Below are 18,690 nucleotides of genomic sequence, written 5' to 3' on the forward strand. Positions count from 1 at the left end.
AGCCTCTAAGGTATACTTATTGGCTCTGATTCTTTATTTACAACCCCACAAAGAAATTACATTGAAAGAGTATCTGACGCTGGCCGAGATTCAGGAAGATTTGCGTGGAGGCAATTTGACGTGCGTCGAGTTAGTGAGTCATTATTTGCAGAATATAGAGGCTAATCAACACCTGAATGCATTCGTTGAAGTTTATGCGGATGAAGCCCGGGAAGCAGCCATTGCCGTTGATGAAAAACTGGCCAGCGGAACTGCCGGAAAGCTAGCCGGAATGGTAATCGGACTCAAAGATGTGCTTTCGCACAAAGGACACGGTTTACAAGCCGCCAGTCAAATCCTCAAAACATATATTGCTCCTTATACTGCAACGGCGGTTCAGCGATTGCTGGATGAAGACGCTATTGTGATCGGCCGGCAAAACTGCGATGAATTCGCAATGGGTTCGTCCAATGAAAATTCATCATTCGGGCCGGTTTTAAATGCTGCGGATAACACCAAAGTTCCGGGCGGTTCTTCCGGCGGTTCTGCGGTGGCGGTGCAAGCTGGCCTTTGCCACGCGTCTCTCGGAAGTGATACGGGCGGTTCTGTAAGGCAACCTGCAGCTTTCTGCGGTGTTGTGGGCGTAAAGCCATCTTACGGCCGGATTTCCAGGTATGGTCTTATCGCCTATGCATCGTCTTTCGACTGCATTGGCCCCATTACCAAAAGTGTTGAAGACGCCGCGTTGCTGATCGAAATCATGGCTGGTCCGGATAATTTTGACAGCACGGTTTCTAACAAAGAAGTGCCTGCATATTCGAAAAATCTGGAATGGTCCGGCAAAGCCAGGGTCGGTTATATCCGGGAGAGTGTTGAGAGCGAGGCGATTTCCTTGGAAATCCGTCAGCAAACGCTGGAAGTGCTGAACCGTCTGCGCGCCGAAGGGCACGAAGTAACGCCGGTAGAAATTCCATTGCTCGATTCCCTGCTGCCTACTTATTATATATTGACAACGGCCGAAGCCAGTTCCAATTTATCCCGCTTCGACGGTGTCCGTTATGGTCACAGAAGTGCAGAAGCGACGGATCTGGAAAGCTTGTATAAAAAGACACGCACGGAAGCTTTTGGTGAAGAGGTGAGGAGAAGGATACTATTGGGTACTTTTGTTCTGAGCGCAAATTATTATGACGCATACTATACCAAAGCGCAACGCGTTAGAAGATTGGTGCAGGAGGAAACGAACCGGTTCTTCGATCAGTTTGATTTTCTGATTACACCGGTAACGCCAACCACCGCTTTTACTATTGGTGAAAAAACCGAAGATCCGTTACAAATGTATCTCGCCGATATTTTTACAGTGCAGGCAAATGTGGTTGGGAATCCGGCTGTTGCAATCCCTAACGGGCTGGACGAAAACGGGATGCCTATTGGAATTCAGATAATGGCTCCTTATTTTGGTGAGTTGAAAATGCTGGCTTTTGCCAATTATTTAACCGATTTGAATAAAAATTCGGCATTGATATCAGATACAAACCATTGAGAATCAAGTAAATGCTTTTGCATTTTTTTTATTCTCACATTTGTTAAGCAGTGTTTGTATCTGCCTCCATGTTAAGTAGTAAATAATCGTGCCGGGATAACAGGCGATTTGAGATTTGTTGTTCCGAAGCGAAATTTTGTGAGTAAAGCGTAAAATGTATTAGAGATTATTCTAGTTCATCAGGCAGATTTTCAGAACGTTGAAAATCTTAACAAGGAAATTTTATTTGTAACAGTTGATTTACAAATAGTAGCCATTGAAAACCGGGAATTGATTAACCTTCAAAAAACATTTATTGATGAGGATTTCGAAAAAAGTATTGTGGCTCGGAGCCATGTGTGTAGGATTTGGATACGTGCCGGCTATGGCAATAATTCCACAAGAGAAGTTAGCATTCGAGCAGGATACACTGGAGAAAATAGTTGCAGCAGAAGAAATGGCGATCCCCGCCCTGCCCGCTGTTGAAGAATTTGGGAATACACCGGCAATTCCGGAAGAACTGTTGAAAGAGCGGTTTGCCAAACTGGAAAAATCAATTCCCCTTACTTACCACAAAACTTCCCACGAGTTTGTAGAGTATTTTATTTATAAAAAGGCAGAATTCACTCAGACAATGATGGAGAAGATGCCGCTCTACTTCCCCATTTTTGAAAAAACGCTGGCCAAGCACGGTTTGCCGACAGAACTTAAATATCTGTCAATGATCGAGTCGGGGCTTAACCCAACCGTGATCTCTCATGCAAGAGCAGGCGGTTTGTGGCAGTTCATGCCGGCGACCGGCCGTGAATTTGGTCTTTATCAGGACAAATACATTGACGAACGCTTCGAGCCTGTAAAAGCAACGGAGGCGGCCTGCCGTTATCTGAAACAACTTTACAATATTTTTGGTGACTGGGAGCTTGCATTGGCTTCCTATAACACGGGCCCGGGCAATGTGAAACGCGCCATGCGCCGCTCACGCGGAACCACATTCTGGACCATCTATAATGTCCTTCCCCGTGAAACCCGCTCATATGTTCCGCAATACGTTGCGATGAACTATATGATGAACTATGGTAACGACCACGGTATTTACCCGGCCCAAACCGAGTTCCAGATCCCTAACGACACCATTCATATCAACGGCTATATTGATTTGCTGGCATTCTGCAAGAATAGCAACATCAATTTTGATGACATTAAGAAATTAAACCCGCAAATCACCAAAACGTCCCTGCCGGACCAGACCCGGGATTTCGTACTCAAAGTGCCGAGTATGCAATATACTTACCTGGTTAGCAACCGGAACTCCATCATGGATTCCTGCACCCGCAGATTGCTTCTGCAACCGAATGTAATGGTTGCAAAGCTGGATAGCACTGCATTGGACTCGATGGGTAAAAATCCTGCTTTTCCTTATGCCACAATGGTCAGCCAGCAATCAACTTCGGAGTACGACGAAGATCTGGATGAAGAGCATGACGAAATAGTTTTACAAAAGACACGTACAAAAAGAGCTACACACACCGTTAGAAGAGGAGAGAGTTTAAACTCAATCTCAAAGAAATACAGGGTGTCGGTTTCCGAGCTTAAAAAATGGAATCATTTACGCCGCACCAACATTGCCAGGGGTCAGCGTCTGGTGATTCTGAAAGAAGTGAAAGAGCCCGTTCGCGCTGCGAGAGTTGCAGCAAATTCGACTCCTGCGGTTAAAAAGGAAATTGTAAGAAATGACAGGCATACTAAAAAGCGTTACCATACAGTTCAGAAAGGGGATACACTCTGGATTATTTCACAACGTTACGGACTGGAAATAGGACAATTGAAAAAGAAAAACAGAATCCGAGGAAATGCGATTAAACCAGGCCAAAAACTGATCGTTTCCAGCTAGTGAACAAGAGTCAATTACACATACTATTTATATGATTGCCTACGTTAACGGAACTGTAGTCTACAAAGATCCGGCTTATGCCATTATTGATGTAAACGGATTAGGCTATGAAGTTCGGATTTCATTACAAACCTATACTTCACTGCCTGAACTGGGCGAGCGTTGCAAACTTGTAACGTACCTGAATATACGGGAAGACGCCCACATACTATACGGGTTTTGGGGAAGTGATGAGAAAAAGCTTTTCCTAGACCTGATAGGCATTTCGGGTGTAGGGCCATCAACGGCCCTGGTTATGTTATCGTCGCTTTCTTCATCGGAAATACGACAAGGAATAATAGATGAAGACCTGCGATTGATCCAGTCAATTAAAGGCATCGGGTCCAAAACTGCTCAGCGCGTAATACTTGAATTAAGGGATAAAATTCGCAAGGAAGATCTGGTGTCTACCGGTCCGAGGACCATAGACAATCCTTCCGGCACTGTGAAAAGTGAGGCGCTTGCTGCACTGGTTACATTGGGAATTCCCAAAGCCACCGCAGAAAAAAGTCTTGACGCTATCATCAAGCGTGAAGGTCAGGCGGTCACCGTTGAGAATCTTATTAAGTTGGCACTTCGATAACCGAACTGTAATGATATTTGGTAAAAAAATTTACGATAGTAAAGTCGTTTTGATGGATTTGATTGTAGCTGCAACCTTCTCTAAATAAGTATAATACCTTGTCATCAACGATTTACTCCTTTCTTTTTAAGGCATTAACCATATCAACAGGCGCTGTTCTGTTAGCGAATGTATCCGTTGATATGGACGAACCTTATTCCGGGCAGGCGCAGGACTGGGCAATTATTGCCGATACTGTAAGAGAAGATTCTTCCAAAAAGAAAATAGATAGGTCTGGTAGTCAGCTTATTATGCGTTGGAAAGATTTTTATTCCAACCGCATTGCTGAACCAAGGCCACGCTCCCCATTTTATCTCCGTGATCCGGCCAATGTATCCATTCAACTGGACAGCGCTGGTAAAGTAGCCGTTTCTGAAAGCATCCAAACCCCGACTGGTAACTTCAATTACCGGGCGCCGGAACGGATGGATCTTTCCACTTATGACAAGATTCAGGAAGATCGTGCATTCAAAAGTCTGCTGCGTGAATATGCTGGCAGGCAGGATGGAAAAAGTGCCATGGGTTCGCGGGGGCTATTGCCAAAACTGGACATTCCGCCTGGACTTTCCAAGTTGCTGGGAGATGATTTTATCAATTTCAAACCCACCGGTTTTGTGTCGCTGGATCTGGGCTTAATGCACCAGTTCCTGGATAACCCGGCCATCCCGATACGGCAACGCAGGAATACGCAGTTCATTTTTAATGAGCAGATCAGCATTAATTTTGATGCAAGGCTGGGTGATCAGCTTGGCTTCCAAACCAACTTTGATACGAAGGCTAATTTCAACTTTGAAAATGCCATTAAGCTGAATTATAAGAACCCGGAAGAAAGCTTTATCCGGAAAATTGAAGCGGGTAACATCAACTGGGCCATTAACAGCCAGCTGATCCCCGGTGTTCAGAACCTTTTTGGTTTGAAAACAGACCTTCAATTCGGTCGGTTAAGCGCAACCGTTGTCGCCTCGCAGCAGAAATCCAGTAAAGAGAGAATTGTTTTAAGAGGAGGGGCGCAAAGCAGGGATTTTGAGTTGCGTGCCGATACTTACGACGAAAACCGAAATTTCTTCCTGTCGCAATATTTCCGGAACATTTATGAGAGCTCGTTGAAGAACACGCCAACCATTACATCGGGCGTGACGGTTACGCGTATGGAGGTGTATGTTACTAACCGCACCACCACCACGGAATCGCTCAGAAACGTTGTCGGTTTCGCGGATTTAGGAGAACCTGCTCCCTATAAGTCGGCTAATCCAAGTTTACAGCCTATCCGTTCTACTTCGCCTGCTGACAATGCTGCCAATGGGCTTTATAAATCATTGACAACTAATGAATCGTTCCGGCAAGTTGATAACACAAATAGTGCGATTACAAGCCTGGGACTGGAAAAAGCGGTCGATTATGAGTTGCTGAGAGGAGCCAAAAGGCTGATCGCTGATCGTGACTATACATTTCACCCACAGCTTGGTTACATCTCCTTAACCAATGCATTGAGAAACGACGAAGTGCTGGCCGTTTCTTACGAATATACATTGAATGGAAGAGCATTTAAAGTGGGTGAGCTTACCGAGGATTATCAGGCGCGCCGGGATAATGAGGTTATTGCATTAAAATTGCTGAAATCATCCACGATCAGGAACAACACAAAGCTTCCTATGTGGAACCTGATGATGAAAAACATTTATGCACTGGGAACCAGCCAGATGGATAAGCAGGGTTTTCAGTTACGGATCATTTATAAGGATGACCAAACCGGAATTGATAACCCAAACTTGCAGGAAAGCAGCATTGCCAACATCCCATTGATCCGCTTAATGGGCCTCGACAGGCTGAACCCGGTTAATGATCTGCAACCCGACGGAAACTTCGATTTTGTGGACGGGATTACGGTGGATAGTAAATCGGGCCGCATTATCTTCCCGGTTTTGGAGCCGTTTGGAAGCAATCTGTCCAAGAAATTTGGTGCCGGCGAAGAGCAGTTCAGAAACAAATATGTGTTCGGTGAGCTGTATTCCACAACTATGATCGATGCGCAGCAGGTTTCTGAGCGCAATAAATTTTTCATTAAAGGTTCGTATCAATCCAGCGGTGGAGCAGAAGTCCAGCTTCCGTTCGGTGTTCTGGAAACTTCGGTTACCGTCACTTCCGGCGGCGTCCCTCTTTCACCGGGCTCAGATTATATTGTTGAAGCGCAAATCGGCCGGGTCCGTATCCTTAATGGCAGCGTGATGAACTCGGGCAGGGAGATCGTTATTGAATACGAACGGCCCGATATGTTCCAGAACCAGATCCGGTCCTTGCTGGGAACGCGCCTGGATTACGTCGTAAGCCGGGATATGAGCATTGGCGCCACGATTATGAAATACAGGGAACGTCCTGCTGGTTTCTTAACGAGGGTGTCCATCGGAAATGAACCGGTTAACAATACAATGCTCGGTTTTGATATCAATTTCAGAAAAGACGTGCCTTTCTTGACCAAATGGTTGGATGCATTGCCGTTGATCCAGACTAAAGAAATGTCGAGCATTCAGTTCAAGGGTGAATTTGCCAAGATTCTACCGGGTGTTTCTAAAGATGTCAATAACCGTTCGCTGGTGGACGATTTTGAAGCGACCAGAACCATTTATGACCTTTCAAGGCAACCACAGAAATGGCGGCTGGCAGGTGTTCCGCCAAAGTTCAGGCAGGGAACGGATGGTAAGACATTGGATTATGCCTACAGGCGCGCGAAAATCTCTGCTTATACAGTGGATAACATATTCGGCGGTGCGCAAGGGCTGGGCGGCGGCTATGATCCTCCGGGCAACCTGGACGACCAGGATCGCAGCTACTACTACGAGAGACTTTATTTACCCAATGAAATTTTCCCGCGTCGTGCGATTGCCGGACTGGTATCTTATCCGCAAAATGTCCTCGACATTGCTTATTACCCAAGCGAGCGCGGCATGTACAACTACAATGTTGACCTGCTGCCTAATGGTCGTTTGAAAAACCCAAGGCAAAATTTTGGTGCGATCAGCAGAGCGATCACTTCGGATAATGACTTTGATAATGCGAACATTGAAAGCATCGAATTCTGGATGCTGGACCCTTTTATTAACAATGAACTGGGGAAAGTTCGGGATGGGAGCGGAGATGAAAAACCCAACACAACCGGTGGGAAACTGGTTTTCAACTTGGGTGATATTTCAGAAGATGTTATTCCTGACGAGCGTTACAATTTTGAAAACGGGCTTCCTATTGTGCCCAAACAAGTTGGCGTGAATGTTGATTCTACGGCCTGGGGTTACGTAACGAAGTCGCAATATCTGATTAATGCATTCAGTAACGAATCCGGTGCGCGTGAGCGGCAGGATGTGGGTTTGGATGGATTGAATAATGAAGAGGAGCGTCGTTTTTTCAAACCATTCATTGATCGTTTGCCCGCTAACCTGACCGCCCAAGCACGCGAGCAGATTTTGGGTGACCCTTCCGGGGACGATTTCCAGTTCTTCCTGGGAGCAAGTCTGGATAGTGCCAATCTAAAAGTTCTGCAGCGTTACAAGAATTACATTGGTATGGAGAACAACTCTCCCGAAAGCCTTGGCAGAAACGCCGATGTGACGCCTGCTTCAACCAATGTGCCGGATGGCGAGGATATGAACGTGGATAACACGATCAATGACAACGAGTCTTATTATGAATATGAAATTGACCTGAAACCAAACCAGCTGGCGGTTGGAAACGGATACATTGTTGATAAAACAGTAAATACAGCCGATCAGCAAACCTGGTATCTCTTCCGGGTTCCTATCAAGGAGTTTTCAGGAGTGATTGGCAATATGAACGGCTTTAAGTCGATCCGTTTTATGCGCATGTATCTGACTGATTTCCAGCAGCCTGTCGTATTGCGTTTTGCGCAGTTGCAAATGGTTGGTCAGCAATACAGAAAATATACAGCTAACCTGGACGCGCCTGGCTTACAGGAAGTTCCCGAGCCTTATGATGCGAAATTCACTGTCGGAACGGTTAGCATTGAAGAGAATGGCCAGGAGCAGACAGACGCTACAAATAAATACGTTTACGCCATTCCGCCAGACTGGAAGCGCGATCAGGATAACACGCAGCGTCCCCCGCTCTTGTTGAATGAACAATCGATGAGCTTATGCGTGACAGATTTGCGCGATGGCGATTCCAGAGCGGTTTTCAAAAATGTGAACCTGGATTTATTGTTCCGCAAAAGGCTGCGCATGTATGTGCACATGCAGAATGAGCTGAGTGAAGACCGTATGGTGGGCGCATTTATGCGGATTGGTACAGACCTTACACAAAATTACTACGAAATAGACCTTTCCGGCCTGAAAGCAACATTGCCGGGCCAGTCAGCTGATCGGGAAGTTTGGCCGGAAGAGAACGAATTGAACATTGCCCTGGCCGATCTGATCGAAGCCAAAGCACAACGTAACCGCCAGTTGGACAGAAACCTGAGCGTGCCTTACACGATCACGACAGCCGACGGCAGATACAAATTAACCGTGGTCGGTAACCCGGATCTAAGTTCGGTGCGCGTCATGATGATCGGGATGCGCAACCCCAAATCCCAGGACGAACGCCCGAAAAGCTTCTGTATTTGGGTGGATGAAATGCACGTAGAGGGCTTTGACGACACAGGCGGCGTTGCGGCCATTGCGCAATTGAATGCGAAACTCGCAGATTTTGCAACATTAACTGCTTCCGGAAGGCTGGAAACATTCGGTTTTGGAAGCGTGCAACAGCGGATAGGCGAGCGTTCCCGTAATTTTACGACCGAATATGGTGTCTCAACGAATGTGGCATTGGATAAACTGCTGCCCGCAAGCTGGGGTTTCAGCATTCCGCTTTTCCTGAGCTATGACCGGCGCAATGTAAAGCCGCATTTCAATCCGCTCGACCCGGATACACCGCTCGAAACTTCGCTCGGAAATTTGCAATCGGATGAAGAACGGGATGGTTACCGGCGTATGGTGGAGGAAAATGCCATCAAACGCGGGATTAATTTTTCCAATGTCAGGAAAATCAAGACCAAGCCCGGAGCACGGAATCACTTCTATGATTTTGAGAACTTCTCGTTTACATATGCATTCAGTGATGACAAGCGGAGGAACATTCTTACCCAGGAATATGCGCAGCGCAATTACCGGGGCGGCATTTCTTACGTGTACAGCAGTCAGCCGAAGCCTATGGAGCCATTCAAAAACTGGAAAGCAACCAGCAGATGGGCGGATATTATCAAGGATGTAAACCTGACATTACTGCCTAACATGGTCTCTATCCGTACAGATGTTGACCGCCGGTTCCTTAAAACACAGCTTCGGAATGCGGATCTGACGACGGACGGCATTCAGCCTTTGTATGAAAAATATTTCTGGTTCAATCGCTATTATGACCTGAGCTGGAACCTGACCCGGAATATGACATTGAGCTACAACTCAACGGCCAACTCGATCATCGACGAGCCAATGGGCGATATTAACTCTGCTGAGAAAAAAGACTCGCTCTGGACCAATTTCAAGAAACTGGGCAGGATGAAGAATTTTGACCAAAAGATTGATCTGACTTATCGCTTGCCTCTGGATAAAATTCCGCTTCTGGACTGGATGACAGCCGATTACAAACATTCGGTTGCCTATCAATATCAAGCCAATGCATTTGGGTTAAAAGACACATTAGGCTTGCCATTCGGGGACATTATCCGTAACAGCAAAGACCGTGGGGTTACCGGTAAGGTGGATTTTGTACTGCTTTATAACAAACTGCGCTATTTGAAATTTGCCAACACACCTTCGGCGGGACGCAAAAATTTTGCAAGAAGCCCGGGTGATATTGAGGAAATCGATATGCGCACAACGGACATTCTGAAAAGCGTGACGCGTGCCTTAATGACCGTTCGGGGGATTAATGTGAGTTATTCGATTCAGGAAACAACGGCGCTTCCGGGTTACCTGCGCGCACCGAGCTATTTTGGAATAGATAACACCAATGCACCCGGACTGCCATTTGTCCTCGGGCAGCAAGACCGGAATTTCCAGATCAAGGCCGCTGAAAAAGGCTGGATCACGAAAAGTGAGCAGCAGAATATGCCTTTCCAGCAGACCATTGCAAAGAACTTCTCCGCCAACACCACATTGGAACCGTTCAAGGATTTCAGGCTGATCGTTGAAGCGCGGCTTACACGGCAGGATGCTTACCAGGAATTTTACCGGCCCGATGCATCAGGTAACTTTGTGTCCCAAAGCCCGCTGCGTAATGGACAGTTCAGTATGTCGTTCTTGTCATTCAGAACGGCTTTTGCCAAAATGAAACGCGATAATTCTTCTCCTGTTTTTGATAAATTCAGAGCTTACCGTGCTATTTTGAGGGATCGTCTGAATGCGGAAAACCAGAGTGGCGGAGAGTATAATGAAACTTCACAGGACGTTTTGATTTCGTCATTCTTTGCAGCTTATACAGGCAAGGATCCGCAGACCGTGCGGACAAACCCGTTCCTGAAATTCCCGATGCCGAACTGGGATCTGAGTTACAATGGCCTTTCGCAGCTTGCGGGCTTTAAGCGACTTTTCAGCTCGTTCACTTTGCGGCATAAATACATGTCGCAGTACAGCGTTGGAAACTTTACATCTTCGCTGGATTATGAGGCACTTTATGTGAACCTGTCGGTAACGGGTTATCCTCTTTCACAAAGATTGAATGAGCTCGGACAATACATTCCGGTGTTTTCCATGAGCACAATCACATTGTCGGAGAAGTTCCAGCCGCTTGTCGGGGTTGAATTCAGGACGCAGAGCAGGGTTACCGCCAGGATCGAATACAACCGGGACCGCACCATTGCGTTGAACCTGTCCAATTCGCAGATGGCGGAACTGTTCAACCAGGATGTAACGGTGAATATTGGTTTTACCAAAAACAATGTGGCCATCCCGTTCAAGATCAATGGGGTCAAGAAGAAACTGAAGAATGATATGACGATGCAGCTGGGACTTACTTTCCGCGATACGAGGTCCATACAACGGAAGTTTGACGGTGAGAACATCCCCATTGCAGGTAACATCAACTTCCAGCTCCGCCCCACGGTTAATTACATGGTTAACAATCGTTTAAGCGTGCAGTTTTATTTCGACAGGACATTTAACGATCCATTGGTTTCCAATTCCTTTTACCGGGCAAGCACGTCCGGCGGTGTACAGTTGAAATTCAATTTGGCTGAATAACTTTTTGATTTGGAAAATACGACCGACATCCTGTAATTTGCGTTACTAAAGATGTTTACAACTTACCTGATTAAACCATGAATTTCCCGGCAGAACTTAAGTATACAGAGGATCACGAATGGATTCGCATCGATGGCGATACAGCGACCATTGGCATTACGGACCATGCGCAGAATGAATTGGGTGACATTGTGTACGTCGACATCAACACGGTGGGAGATGCAGTGGGAAAAGGAGAGGTTTTTGGGTCAGTGGAAGCGGTTAAGACGGTTTCTGACCTGTTTATCCCGGTTGCAGGAACAGTGCTGGAAGTGAATGAAGAATTGGACGGAGAGCCTGAACTTGTAAATACGGACCCTTACGGTCGTGGCTGGATGGTGAAAATCAGTTTGACCAATCCCGACGATCAGGAAGGTTTAATGTCCGCCGAAGAATACGAAAAGTTTATAGGTGCCTGATATTAAGGTTGAAGCTCCGTTTTGGAGCTTTTTTTTTGTTTTGAATACTTATATATGAAATTATTAATCCGTTCAGTTCAGATCATTGATAAAAAATCTCCGTTCAACGGCCAGATTAAGGACATTCTGATTGAAGGCAAAAACATTAAATCGATAGGAGACCACCTGGACGCAGATGGTGCGGAGGTGGTTGAAGGTAATGGACTATATGTGTCCGCAGGATGGGTAGATATGCGCGTGGCTTCGCGTGATCCGGGGTTTGAGCATAAAGAAGATCTCGTATCCGTACGCGCTGCGGCTTCGCATGGCGGTTTTACGGAAATTGTGCTGCTGCCCAATACTGAACCTGTCGTTCATAGCAAGGATACATTGAATTACATTCGCCAATCGGGCTCGGGCGGGCTGGTGAAGCTGCATGTGGCCGCGTCGGTAACACGGAAGGCCGAGGGCGTTGACTTCACTGAAATGATCGATCTGCATGAGGCGGGCGCCATAGCGTTTACCGATGGCGAACATCCGGTGCAGAATGCAGATTTGTTTTTGAAAACCATATTATATCTTCAACCGCTCAATGCGTTGCTGATGAACCGGCCGGAAGACAGGCAACTGACGCTTTACGGGCAGATGCATGAGGGCCTGACAAGCACATTGATCGGCATGAAAGGCATTCCTTCCCTGGCAGAAGAAATGATGCTGAACCGGGACCTGAAATTGCTGGAATACGCGCTTGAAAAAAGCATGTATAAATCTGATTCCCCCGCATTACACATCTCATTAATCTCTTCAAAAAGAGCCGTAGAACTGATCCGGGAAGCGAAAAAGAATGGTTTGCCCGTTTCCTGCGACATCGCCGCGCACCAGGTCGCTTTTACGGACGGTGATCTGATTAATTTTGATACAAACCTGAAAGTGAACCCTCCATTCCGTTCCGCGGCAGATGTGGAGGCAATTAAGGAAGCGCTTGCTGACGGGACCATCGACGCCATTGTTTCGGATCATAACCCACATGATGAGGAGAGTAAGAATCTTGAATTTGACCATGCGGATTTCGGTATGACCGGCCTGGAAACGGCATTTTCGCTTGCATTAATGTACAGCGGATTAGGTGTGGAGGACATCATTGAAAAATTCACTTCGGGACCGCGCCGGGTTTTGAGATTACAGGACCCTTTGCTGGAAGAAGGCGCGCTGGCGAACCTTACTTTCTTTGAAAAGGACACGAACTGGACATTTAATAAAAGCTTTTCGAAATCAAAAAATACACCATTTCTGGGACAAGAGCTGCGTGGAAAAGTGAGAGGCGTTGTCAATAACGGAAAACAGGAATGGTATCTATGAAATCAATAATCGAATATTTTAACAAACCCCTTTTAAAAGTCTCCCTGATCTTTGGGCTGATCACCGGCGTGCTCGTTTTCCTTTTCTTTCTGGGACTTTACTTCATGGACATTGTGCCATTGGGAAACAACAAGATCCTCGATTTTGGTATACACATTATCCTGATAGCCGGCGCTTGCTGGTATTACCGGAAATATGTCGGCAAAGGGTTCCTGCATTTGTGGGAAGCATTAACAATCGGTTATGTAGTGAACACCCTGGGCGCGCTGATAGCCGGCTGGCTGATCTACTTTTTTGTGACTTATGCAGATCCATCTGTTTTTACCAATTATCTGGCCGAAATGAAGACTTTAATGCTCGAAGGCAAAGCGGAGTTGGTCAAGAACATTGGCGAAGCTGAATTTACCAAAATGTACAATGGCGTGGGGAGCATGGAGCGTTCGGAGATCATTATGGATGAGGTAAGCAAGAAAACCGTGATGGCGATCATCCCGATCCTCGTTATTTCGCTTATTTTCAGAAAGCAGGATTACGGTGTGTTTCATAATAAAGCTTAAATTTGATCACCAAGTATTTGCCTTACCTAAACAATCTTAAAAAATGGAAGAACAAGCGTCAACCGCTCGTGTGGCCCTGAAATATGGCGTGCTGGCGTCCGTGGTGATTATGATCTACTCGACAATCATCAATATTGCGGGGTTGTCCCAGAACAAGATGTTGTCTTCTTTGTCGTTCGTGTTCATGGTGGTAGCCATTGTGCTGGCGATGAAAAACTTCAGGGAAAAAAACCGTGGTTACATGACGTACGGCGAGGGGTTGGGCCTGGGGACGTTGGTCTCAGCCGTAATGGGCTTGTTGAGTTCAGCTTTTTCGATGTTTTACATGCAGTTTATTGATAATACACTGCTTACGCAGGGAATGGACCAGGTACGTGAGGATATGGAGCGAAGAGGGCTGGACGATTCGCAGATTGACCAGGCTATGGAGCTTTCCCAGAAAGTAATGTCGCCCGGAGTGGTTTTTGCGATAGGTGTGTTTGGTTATATTGTAATGGGACTGATCATTTCATTGGTCGTGGCAGCCATTATCCGCAGGGAAAAGCCGGTTTTTGAATAATTCGCAGCAGTTTCGGTTTAAATTTTTTCAATGTGTTTGCAATTTTTCAAAAGGAAATAGGGAGCTTTTTCAATTCCCTGATCGCCTACATTGTGATGGCCGCTTTCCTGACCGCGGTTGGTCTCATTGTCTGGGTTTTTCCTGATTCCAATATTCTTGATTACGGTTATGCCGATCTGGGCTCATTTTTCCAGCTGGCTCCGTATGTGCTGCTTTTTCTGATTCCCGCTATTACGATGCGCTCGATTTCGGAAGAAGCCAGGAACGGGACATTGGAACTGCTGCTAACCAAGCCATTGCGCAACATTGAGCTTGTACTGGGCAAGTTTTTTGCAAACTGGGTCCTCGTGGCCATCACCCTTTTGCCTACCCTCATTTACTATTACAGCGTTTACAAACTGGGCAACCCCGAGGGCAACGTGGATTCTGCTGCCGTTTTCGGTTCCTATATCGGCCTTCTGCTGTTCTGCGGCGTGCTGGTTTCCATGGGGATCTGGACATCCTCTCTCACCGATAACCAGATCGTCGCATTCATTGCATGTGTCTTTATCGCATTCGTCTGGTATGTAGGTTTTACTGCATTGGCACAACTTGCAGGAGTAGGAATTGCCTCCGAGTTACTTAATTGGGGAGCACTGGATCAGCAGTATCTTGCGTTGGGAAAAGGCCTTGTCGATTCGCGAAACATTATTTATCTCCTCAGCCTCATGGCTTTGTTCCTGTCTCTTGCCTATATAAGGATCGAAAAGATAAGGAAATAGACGATTTTAAAGCGGTTTCGGCAAGAGTTAGTCCTTCATTGATCTTTTCCGGTGTGTTGTTCGTATATCAAGAAAAAACACACTATCATGAATGTAACTTATGCCCCTATCGGGATACCCTCATTACCGCAGCTAACCACAGTTTTTGATGGCTGGAGCCAGGACACAATAATTTATAATAGCCGTGACCGGTTCTTCCGAAAATTCGTTAGATTGCCATTTAGTAACATACAATTAAATGTTAAGCAACTCTTGGCGACTAGTAAGTTAAAATACTCGGAAGAGGAATTGGTGTTGGCTCTGAAAAGAAATGAGCGAACAGCTTTTGAATTCCTGTACGACCATTACTCGGGAGCTTTGTTTAATATCATTTCAAAAACGTTGAGGGATGAGGAGCGCGCCGCAGATGTATTGCAAGAGTCTTTTTTAAAAATCTGGAAGAATATAGCTTCTTATAATCCGGAAAAAGGAAGGCTGTTTACATGGATCATGAACATTGCACGGAACGGTGCGATCGATGCGGCAAGGGTTGAGGGAAGAAAACCAGCGATGGATGATATCGACAACAAGGCAGTCCAGAATGAAAGGGACGTATATGAAGATTCGCTGACATCAAGTTCGGAGATGAAAGCCATTGTGAATATGCTGAGACCCGAAAGGAAGATCCTCATTGACATGGCCTATTTTCAGGGATACACGCATGAAGAAATATCGGAGGAGCTGAGTATCCCGCTGGGAACTGTTAAATCAAGGATCCGAACAGCATTACAAGAGTTAAAACAATACTTTGCAGTATGAATATCCAAGCCTACATAGAGTCCGGTATATTAGAGGAATATGTATTGGGCACTGTTTCTCCTCAGGAAAAACAGGAAGTGGAGTGCATGTCTCATATTTACCCTGAGATAAAAGAAGAGCTGCTGAGGACTGAAAGCGCATTGGAAGAATATGCACTGAAACATCAGACGCCTCCGCCCGCTTCTTTGAAAGAATCGCTTTTTGCCAAAATGAATTTTGATTCCGTACAGGAGATAGACGATACAAACACCGACGAGCAAACCGAGAGTACACATTTCGAAGCGGGTCCGGTAACCGGCAACATGCGCCCGGTTACGCAGGAAGAGCCTAGGGTGATCGATAATGTCTTTAACAGCGTTGAAACGAAAGTGGTTACGCCATTCTGGGCGCGGCTTGCTGTTGCAGCTTCTGTTTTGCTGGCGATTTTCGCAGGCTGGTCGGCAACCGAAATGTCCAAAGTCAAAAAGGACAATGAGGAAATGGCTTCCAAAATGGGAACGTTGGAGAAAGGTTTCAGCTATGCACAATCATTGGCAAGCCTCTACCGCAATCCGGAGTATAAAACGGTGCATCTGGCCGGACTGGAAAAATCTCCTCAGAGCTCGGTAGCAGCATTCTGGCACACGGCAACCAATCAGGTTTTGCTGGACGTGCAGAACTTGCCAAAGCCGCCATCAGGAAAGCAATATCAGCTTTGGAGCATTGTGGATGGAAAGCCCGTTGACAATGGTATGATCGATCAGGAATTCTCCGGAAGAGTGCTTAAAATGAAAAATACAAAACCAGGTGCAGTCGCTTTTGCCATTACATTGGAAAAAGAAGGCGGTAATCCTACCCCAACCATGGAGGAAATGTATGTGATGGGGAAAGTCGTTTAAATGGTATGAAGCGTAGAAACTTCCTCGGAAGCATTGCCCTGACAGGCAGCTTGCTGACGAACAAATCAGAAATACAACACACGGATTCTTTGCAGTCGAAAGACACAGCAAAGAATCTTTTTTTTGAGGCCGATATGGTCGTTGCCGGAGGTGGGCTGGGCGGTTGTGCGGCAGCATTAGCAGCGTTGCGAAATGGCTTGTCCGTAATCCTGACCGAAGAAACCGACTGGCTCGGCGGCCAGCTTTCACAGCAAGGCGTCCCGCCGGATGAGCATCAATGGATCGAAACGCACGGCGCCACACAGCTCTACCGTGATTTCCGGACGGCGATCCGCCAATATTATATCAAACATTACCCGCTTACCGACGAAGCCAAAAACCGCAAACATCTGAATCCCGGCGACGGCGCGGTCTCACGCCTTTGCCACGAGCCGCGTGTAGCGGTAGCCGTTCTGAACGATATGTTCATGCCCTACATCAGCTCCGGCAAATTGACGCTGTTGATGGAGCATAAGGCCGTTACCGCAGCGGTGAAAGGAAATAAAGTCCAATCCCTGGAAGTGGTGAATGTCAAAACAAAAACCCGCTCCCAACTCTTGGCACCCTACTTTGTCGATGCAACCGAACTGGGCGACCTTCTGCCCATAACCGGAACCGAATTCGTAACAGGCACCGAATCCAAAGCCGAAACCAACGAGCTCCACGCACCCGAAAAAGGCAATCCCGACAATAACCAGGCATTCACAGTCTGCTTCGCCATTGATTACCGGCCGGGAGAAAATCACGTGATCGAGAAACCTGTCGACTATGCATTCTGGAAGGATTTTATTCCAAAAATGGCAAAACCCTGGTCCGGAAAGCTGCTGGATCTGTCTTATTCCAATCCTAAAACATTGGAACCGAAACAGCTGGGATTCCATCCCGCAGGCATCAAAACGGGCGATATGCTGAATCTCTGGAATTACCGCCGGATAATCAGCAAAGACAATTTCAAACCAGGGACCTACGCAGGCGACATTACCATTGTCAACTGGCCCCAAAACGACTATTTCCTGGGCAATCTCATCGGAGCAAGCGAAAAGGATTTCCAAAAGCACGTCAACAGAGCCAAACAGCTCAGCCTATCCCTGCTATACTGGCTCCAAACCGAAGCTCCAAGGCCCGACGGCGGCAAAGGCTGGCCCGAAATACGCCTCCGCAAAGACATTATGGGAACCGAAGATGGCCTCGCCAAATATCCCTACGTCCGCGAATCCCGCCGCATCAAAGCGCTATTCACCATCAAAGAAGAACACGTAGGAGCCGAAAACCGCGCTCTATCCGCGGAACGTGGCGCAACCGGCGCCATCAAAAACGGAGCCCCAGGCCCCAAAGAAAAAGCCGCCCACTTCCCCGACAGCGTCGGAATAGGCTACTACCACATCGACCTGCACCCAAGCAACGAAGGTGACAACTACATCGATTTCGCCTCACTGCCATTCCAAATCCCGCTAGGCGCACTGCTGCCCGTGCGCATGGAAAACCTGCTTCCGGCTAACAAGAACATTGGAACCACGCACATTACTAATGGTTGCTATCGGCTGCATCCGGTGGAGTGGAGCATCGGGGAGGCTGTTGGGTTGTTGGTGAAGTTTGCTGGGGAGAAGAGTGTTGCACCGCGGGTGGTGCGGGAGCGGGAGGAGTTGTTGAGTGGGTTTCAGGGGTTTTTGAAGGGGCAGGGGGTTGAGTTGGAGTGGAGGTGAGGAAAGACATTGGTTTAGCAGAATCCCTAATCGAAGAGAACAAGGAAATCATTATTGCTAAATGGAAGGAGTATCATGGAAATTGAAGTAAAAAAAGTTTGGTTCAAGGATGATAATATTTTTATCCAAACCGCATCTGGTGAAGAGCGCAGCCATCCTTTGAAGTGGTTCCCCAGATTATTAAATGCGTCCAGCCATGAAAGGGAAAGTTACGAATTGTCTCCTTTCGGAATTCATTGGGAAAAGCTTGATGAAGATTTAGGCTTTGAAGGTTTCTTTTCTTTTTCTAAGCAGCAGGCGCCAACCAGTTCCACGACAGTGTAGGC

13 protein-coding genes are annotated in these 18,690 nt (G+C 46.8%); all 13 read left to right on the forward strand.

What is annotated here, in order from left to right; all coding sequences use genetic code 11:
* The first annotated feature begins 61 nt into the window (after positions 1-61).
* The 13 genes from gatA to LZG74_RS03635 all read left to right on the forward strand — a co-directional run bounded on the left by gatA (position 62) and on the right by LZG74_RS03635 (position 18,688).
* Positions 62-1,519, forward strand: a complete 1,458-nt coding sequence (gene gatA / locus LZG74_RS03575; protein ID WP_233795234.1) for an Asp-tRNA(Asn)/Glu-tRNA(Gln) amidotransferase subunit GatA — start codon at positions 62-64, stop codon at positions 1,517-1,519.
* A gap of 298 nt (positions 1,520-1,817) precedes the next feature.
* Complete coding sequence (locus LZG74_RS03580) at positions 1,818-3,389, forward strand: lytic transglycosylase domain-containing protein (protein WP_233795235.1); 1,572 nt, start codon at positions 1,818-1,820, stop codon at positions 3,387-3,389.
* 31 nt (positions 3,390-3,420) lie between these two features.
* Positions 3,421-4,011, forward strand: a complete 591-nt coding sequence (gene ruvA, locus LZG74_RS03585) for a Holliday junction branch migration protein RuvA (RefSeq protein WP_026631337.1) — start codon at positions 3,421-3,423, stop codon at positions 4,009-4,011.
* A 98-nt stretch (positions 4,012-4,109) separates the two neighbouring features.
* The gene (gene sprA / locus LZG74_RS03590) at positions 4,110-11,273 is read left to right on the forward strand and encodes a cell surface protein SprA (protein ID WP_233795236.1); all 7,164 of its coding nucleotides are present in this window, start codon (positions 4,110-4,112) and stop codon (positions 11,271-11,273) included.
* A gap of 77 nt (positions 11,274-11,350) precedes the next feature.
* Positions 11,351-11,731 (forward strand): glycine cleavage system protein GcvH, encoded by a 381-nt coding sequence (gene gcvH, locus LZG74_RS03595; RefSeq protein ID WP_233795237.1) that lies wholly within the window; start codon positions 11,351-11,353, stop codon positions 11,729-11,731.
* Between the two features lie 54 nt (positions 11,732-11,785).
* Positions 11,786-13,069 carry a dihydroorotase family protein gene (locus LZG74_RS03600; protein ID WP_233795238.1) on the forward strand — a complete coding sequence of 428 codons (1,284 nt, stop codon included), beginning with the start codon at positions 11,786-11,788 and terminating at the stop codon, positions 13,067-13,069.
* Positions 13,066-13,626 carry a DUF4199 domain-containing protein gene (locus LZG74_RS03605; protein WP_026631341.1) on the forward strand — a complete coding sequence of 187 codons (561 nt, stop codon included), beginning with the start codon at positions 13,066-13,068 and terminating at the stop codon, positions 13,624-13,626. The genes LZG74_RS03600 and LZG74_RS03605 overlap by 4 nt, the downstream gene beginning before the upstream one ends.
* 43 nt (positions 13,627-13,669) lie before the next feature.
* The gene (locus tag LZG74_RS03610; protein WP_233795239.1) at positions 13,670-14,185 is read left to right on the forward strand and encodes a DUF4199 domain-containing protein; all 516 of its coding nucleotides are present in this window, start codon (positions 13,670-13,672) and stop codon (positions 14,183-14,185) included.
* 32 nt (positions 14,186-14,217) lie between these two features.
* Entirely contained in the window at positions 14,218-14,946 is a 729-nt protein-coding gene (gene gldF / locus LZG74_RS03615) for a gliding motility-associated ABC transporter permease subunit GldF (protein ID WP_233795240.1), read from the forward strand.
* Positions 14,947-15,198: 252 nt separating this feature from the next.
* A complete protein-coding gene (locus tag LZG74_RS03620; RefSeq protein WP_026631344.1) occupies positions 15,199-15,744 on the forward strand; it encodes an RNA polymerase sigma factor in 546 nt (181 codons plus the stop codon).
* On the forward strand, positions 15,741-16,622 hold the full coding sequence (locus LZG74_RS03625; protein ID WP_233795241.1) for an anti-sigma factor domain-containing protein: 882 nt from the start codon (positions 15,741-15,743) through the stop codon (positions 16,620-16,622). The genes LZG74_RS03620 and LZG74_RS03625 overlap by 4 nt, the downstream gene beginning before the upstream one ends.
* Positions 16,623-16,627: 5 nt before the next feature.
* Complete coding sequence (locus LZG74_RS03630; RefSeq protein WP_233795242.1) at positions 16,628-18,364, forward strand: FAD-dependent oxidoreductase; 1,737 nt, start codon at positions 16,628-16,630, stop codon at positions 18,362-18,364.
* 75 nt (positions 18,365-18,439) lie between these two features.
* Positions 18,440-18,688 carry a DUF2442 domain-containing protein gene (locus LZG74_RS03635; RefSeq protein ID WP_233795243.1) on the forward strand — a complete coding sequence of 83 codons (249 nt, stop codon included), beginning with the start codon at positions 18,440-18,442 and terminating at the stop codon, positions 18,686-18,688.
* Positions 18,689-18,690 lie beyond the last annotated feature (2 nt).

Origin of the sequence: Dyadobacter sp. CY327, assembly GCF_021390415.1 — a bacterium.
GTDB classification, from domain to species: domain Bacteria; phylum Bacteroidota; class Bacteroidia; order Cytophagales; family Spirosomataceae; genus Dyadobacter; species Dyadobacter chenhuakuii.

What these genes read in the sequence shown, in the direction of transcription:
- LZG74_RS03635 (WP_233795243.1), top strand. Translation starts at nt 18,440, where the DNA reads ATGGAAATTGAAGTAAAAAAAGTTTGGTTCAAGGATGATAATATTTTT.
- LZG74_RS03630 (WP_233795242.1), top strand. Translation starts at nt 16,628, where the DNA reads ATGAAGCGTAGAAACTTCCTCGGAAGCATTGCCCTGACAGGCAGCTTG.
- LZG74_RS03605 (WP_026631341.1), top strand. Translation starts at nt 13,066, where the DNA reads ATGAAATCAATAATCGAATATTTTAACAAACCCCTTTTAAAAGTCTCC.
- gcvH (WP_233795237.1), top strand. Translation starts at nt 11,351, where the DNA reads ATGAATTTCCCGGCAGAACTTAAGTATACAGAGGATCACGAATGGATT.
- ruvA (WP_026631337.1), top strand. Translation starts at nt 3,421, where the DNA reads ATGATTGCCTACGTTAACGGAACTGTAGTCTACAAAGATCCGGCTTAT.
- LZG74_RS03600 (WP_233795238.1), top strand. Translation starts at nt 11,786, where the DNA reads ATGAAATTATTAATCCGTTCAGTTCAGATCATTGATAAAAAATCTCCG.
- LZG74_RS03580 (WP_233795235.1), top strand. Translation starts at nt 1,818, where the DNA reads ATGAGGATTTCGAAAAAAGTATTGTGGCTCGGAGCCATGTGTGTAGGA.
- LZG74_RS03625 (WP_233795241.1), top strand. Translation starts at nt 15,741, where the DNA reads ATGAATATCCAAGCCTACATAGAGTCCGGTATATTAGAGGAATATGTA.
- LZG74_RS03610 (WP_233795239.1), top strand. Translation starts at nt 13,670, where the DNA reads ATGGAAGAACAAGCGTCAACCGCTCGTGTGGCCCTGAAATATGGCGTG.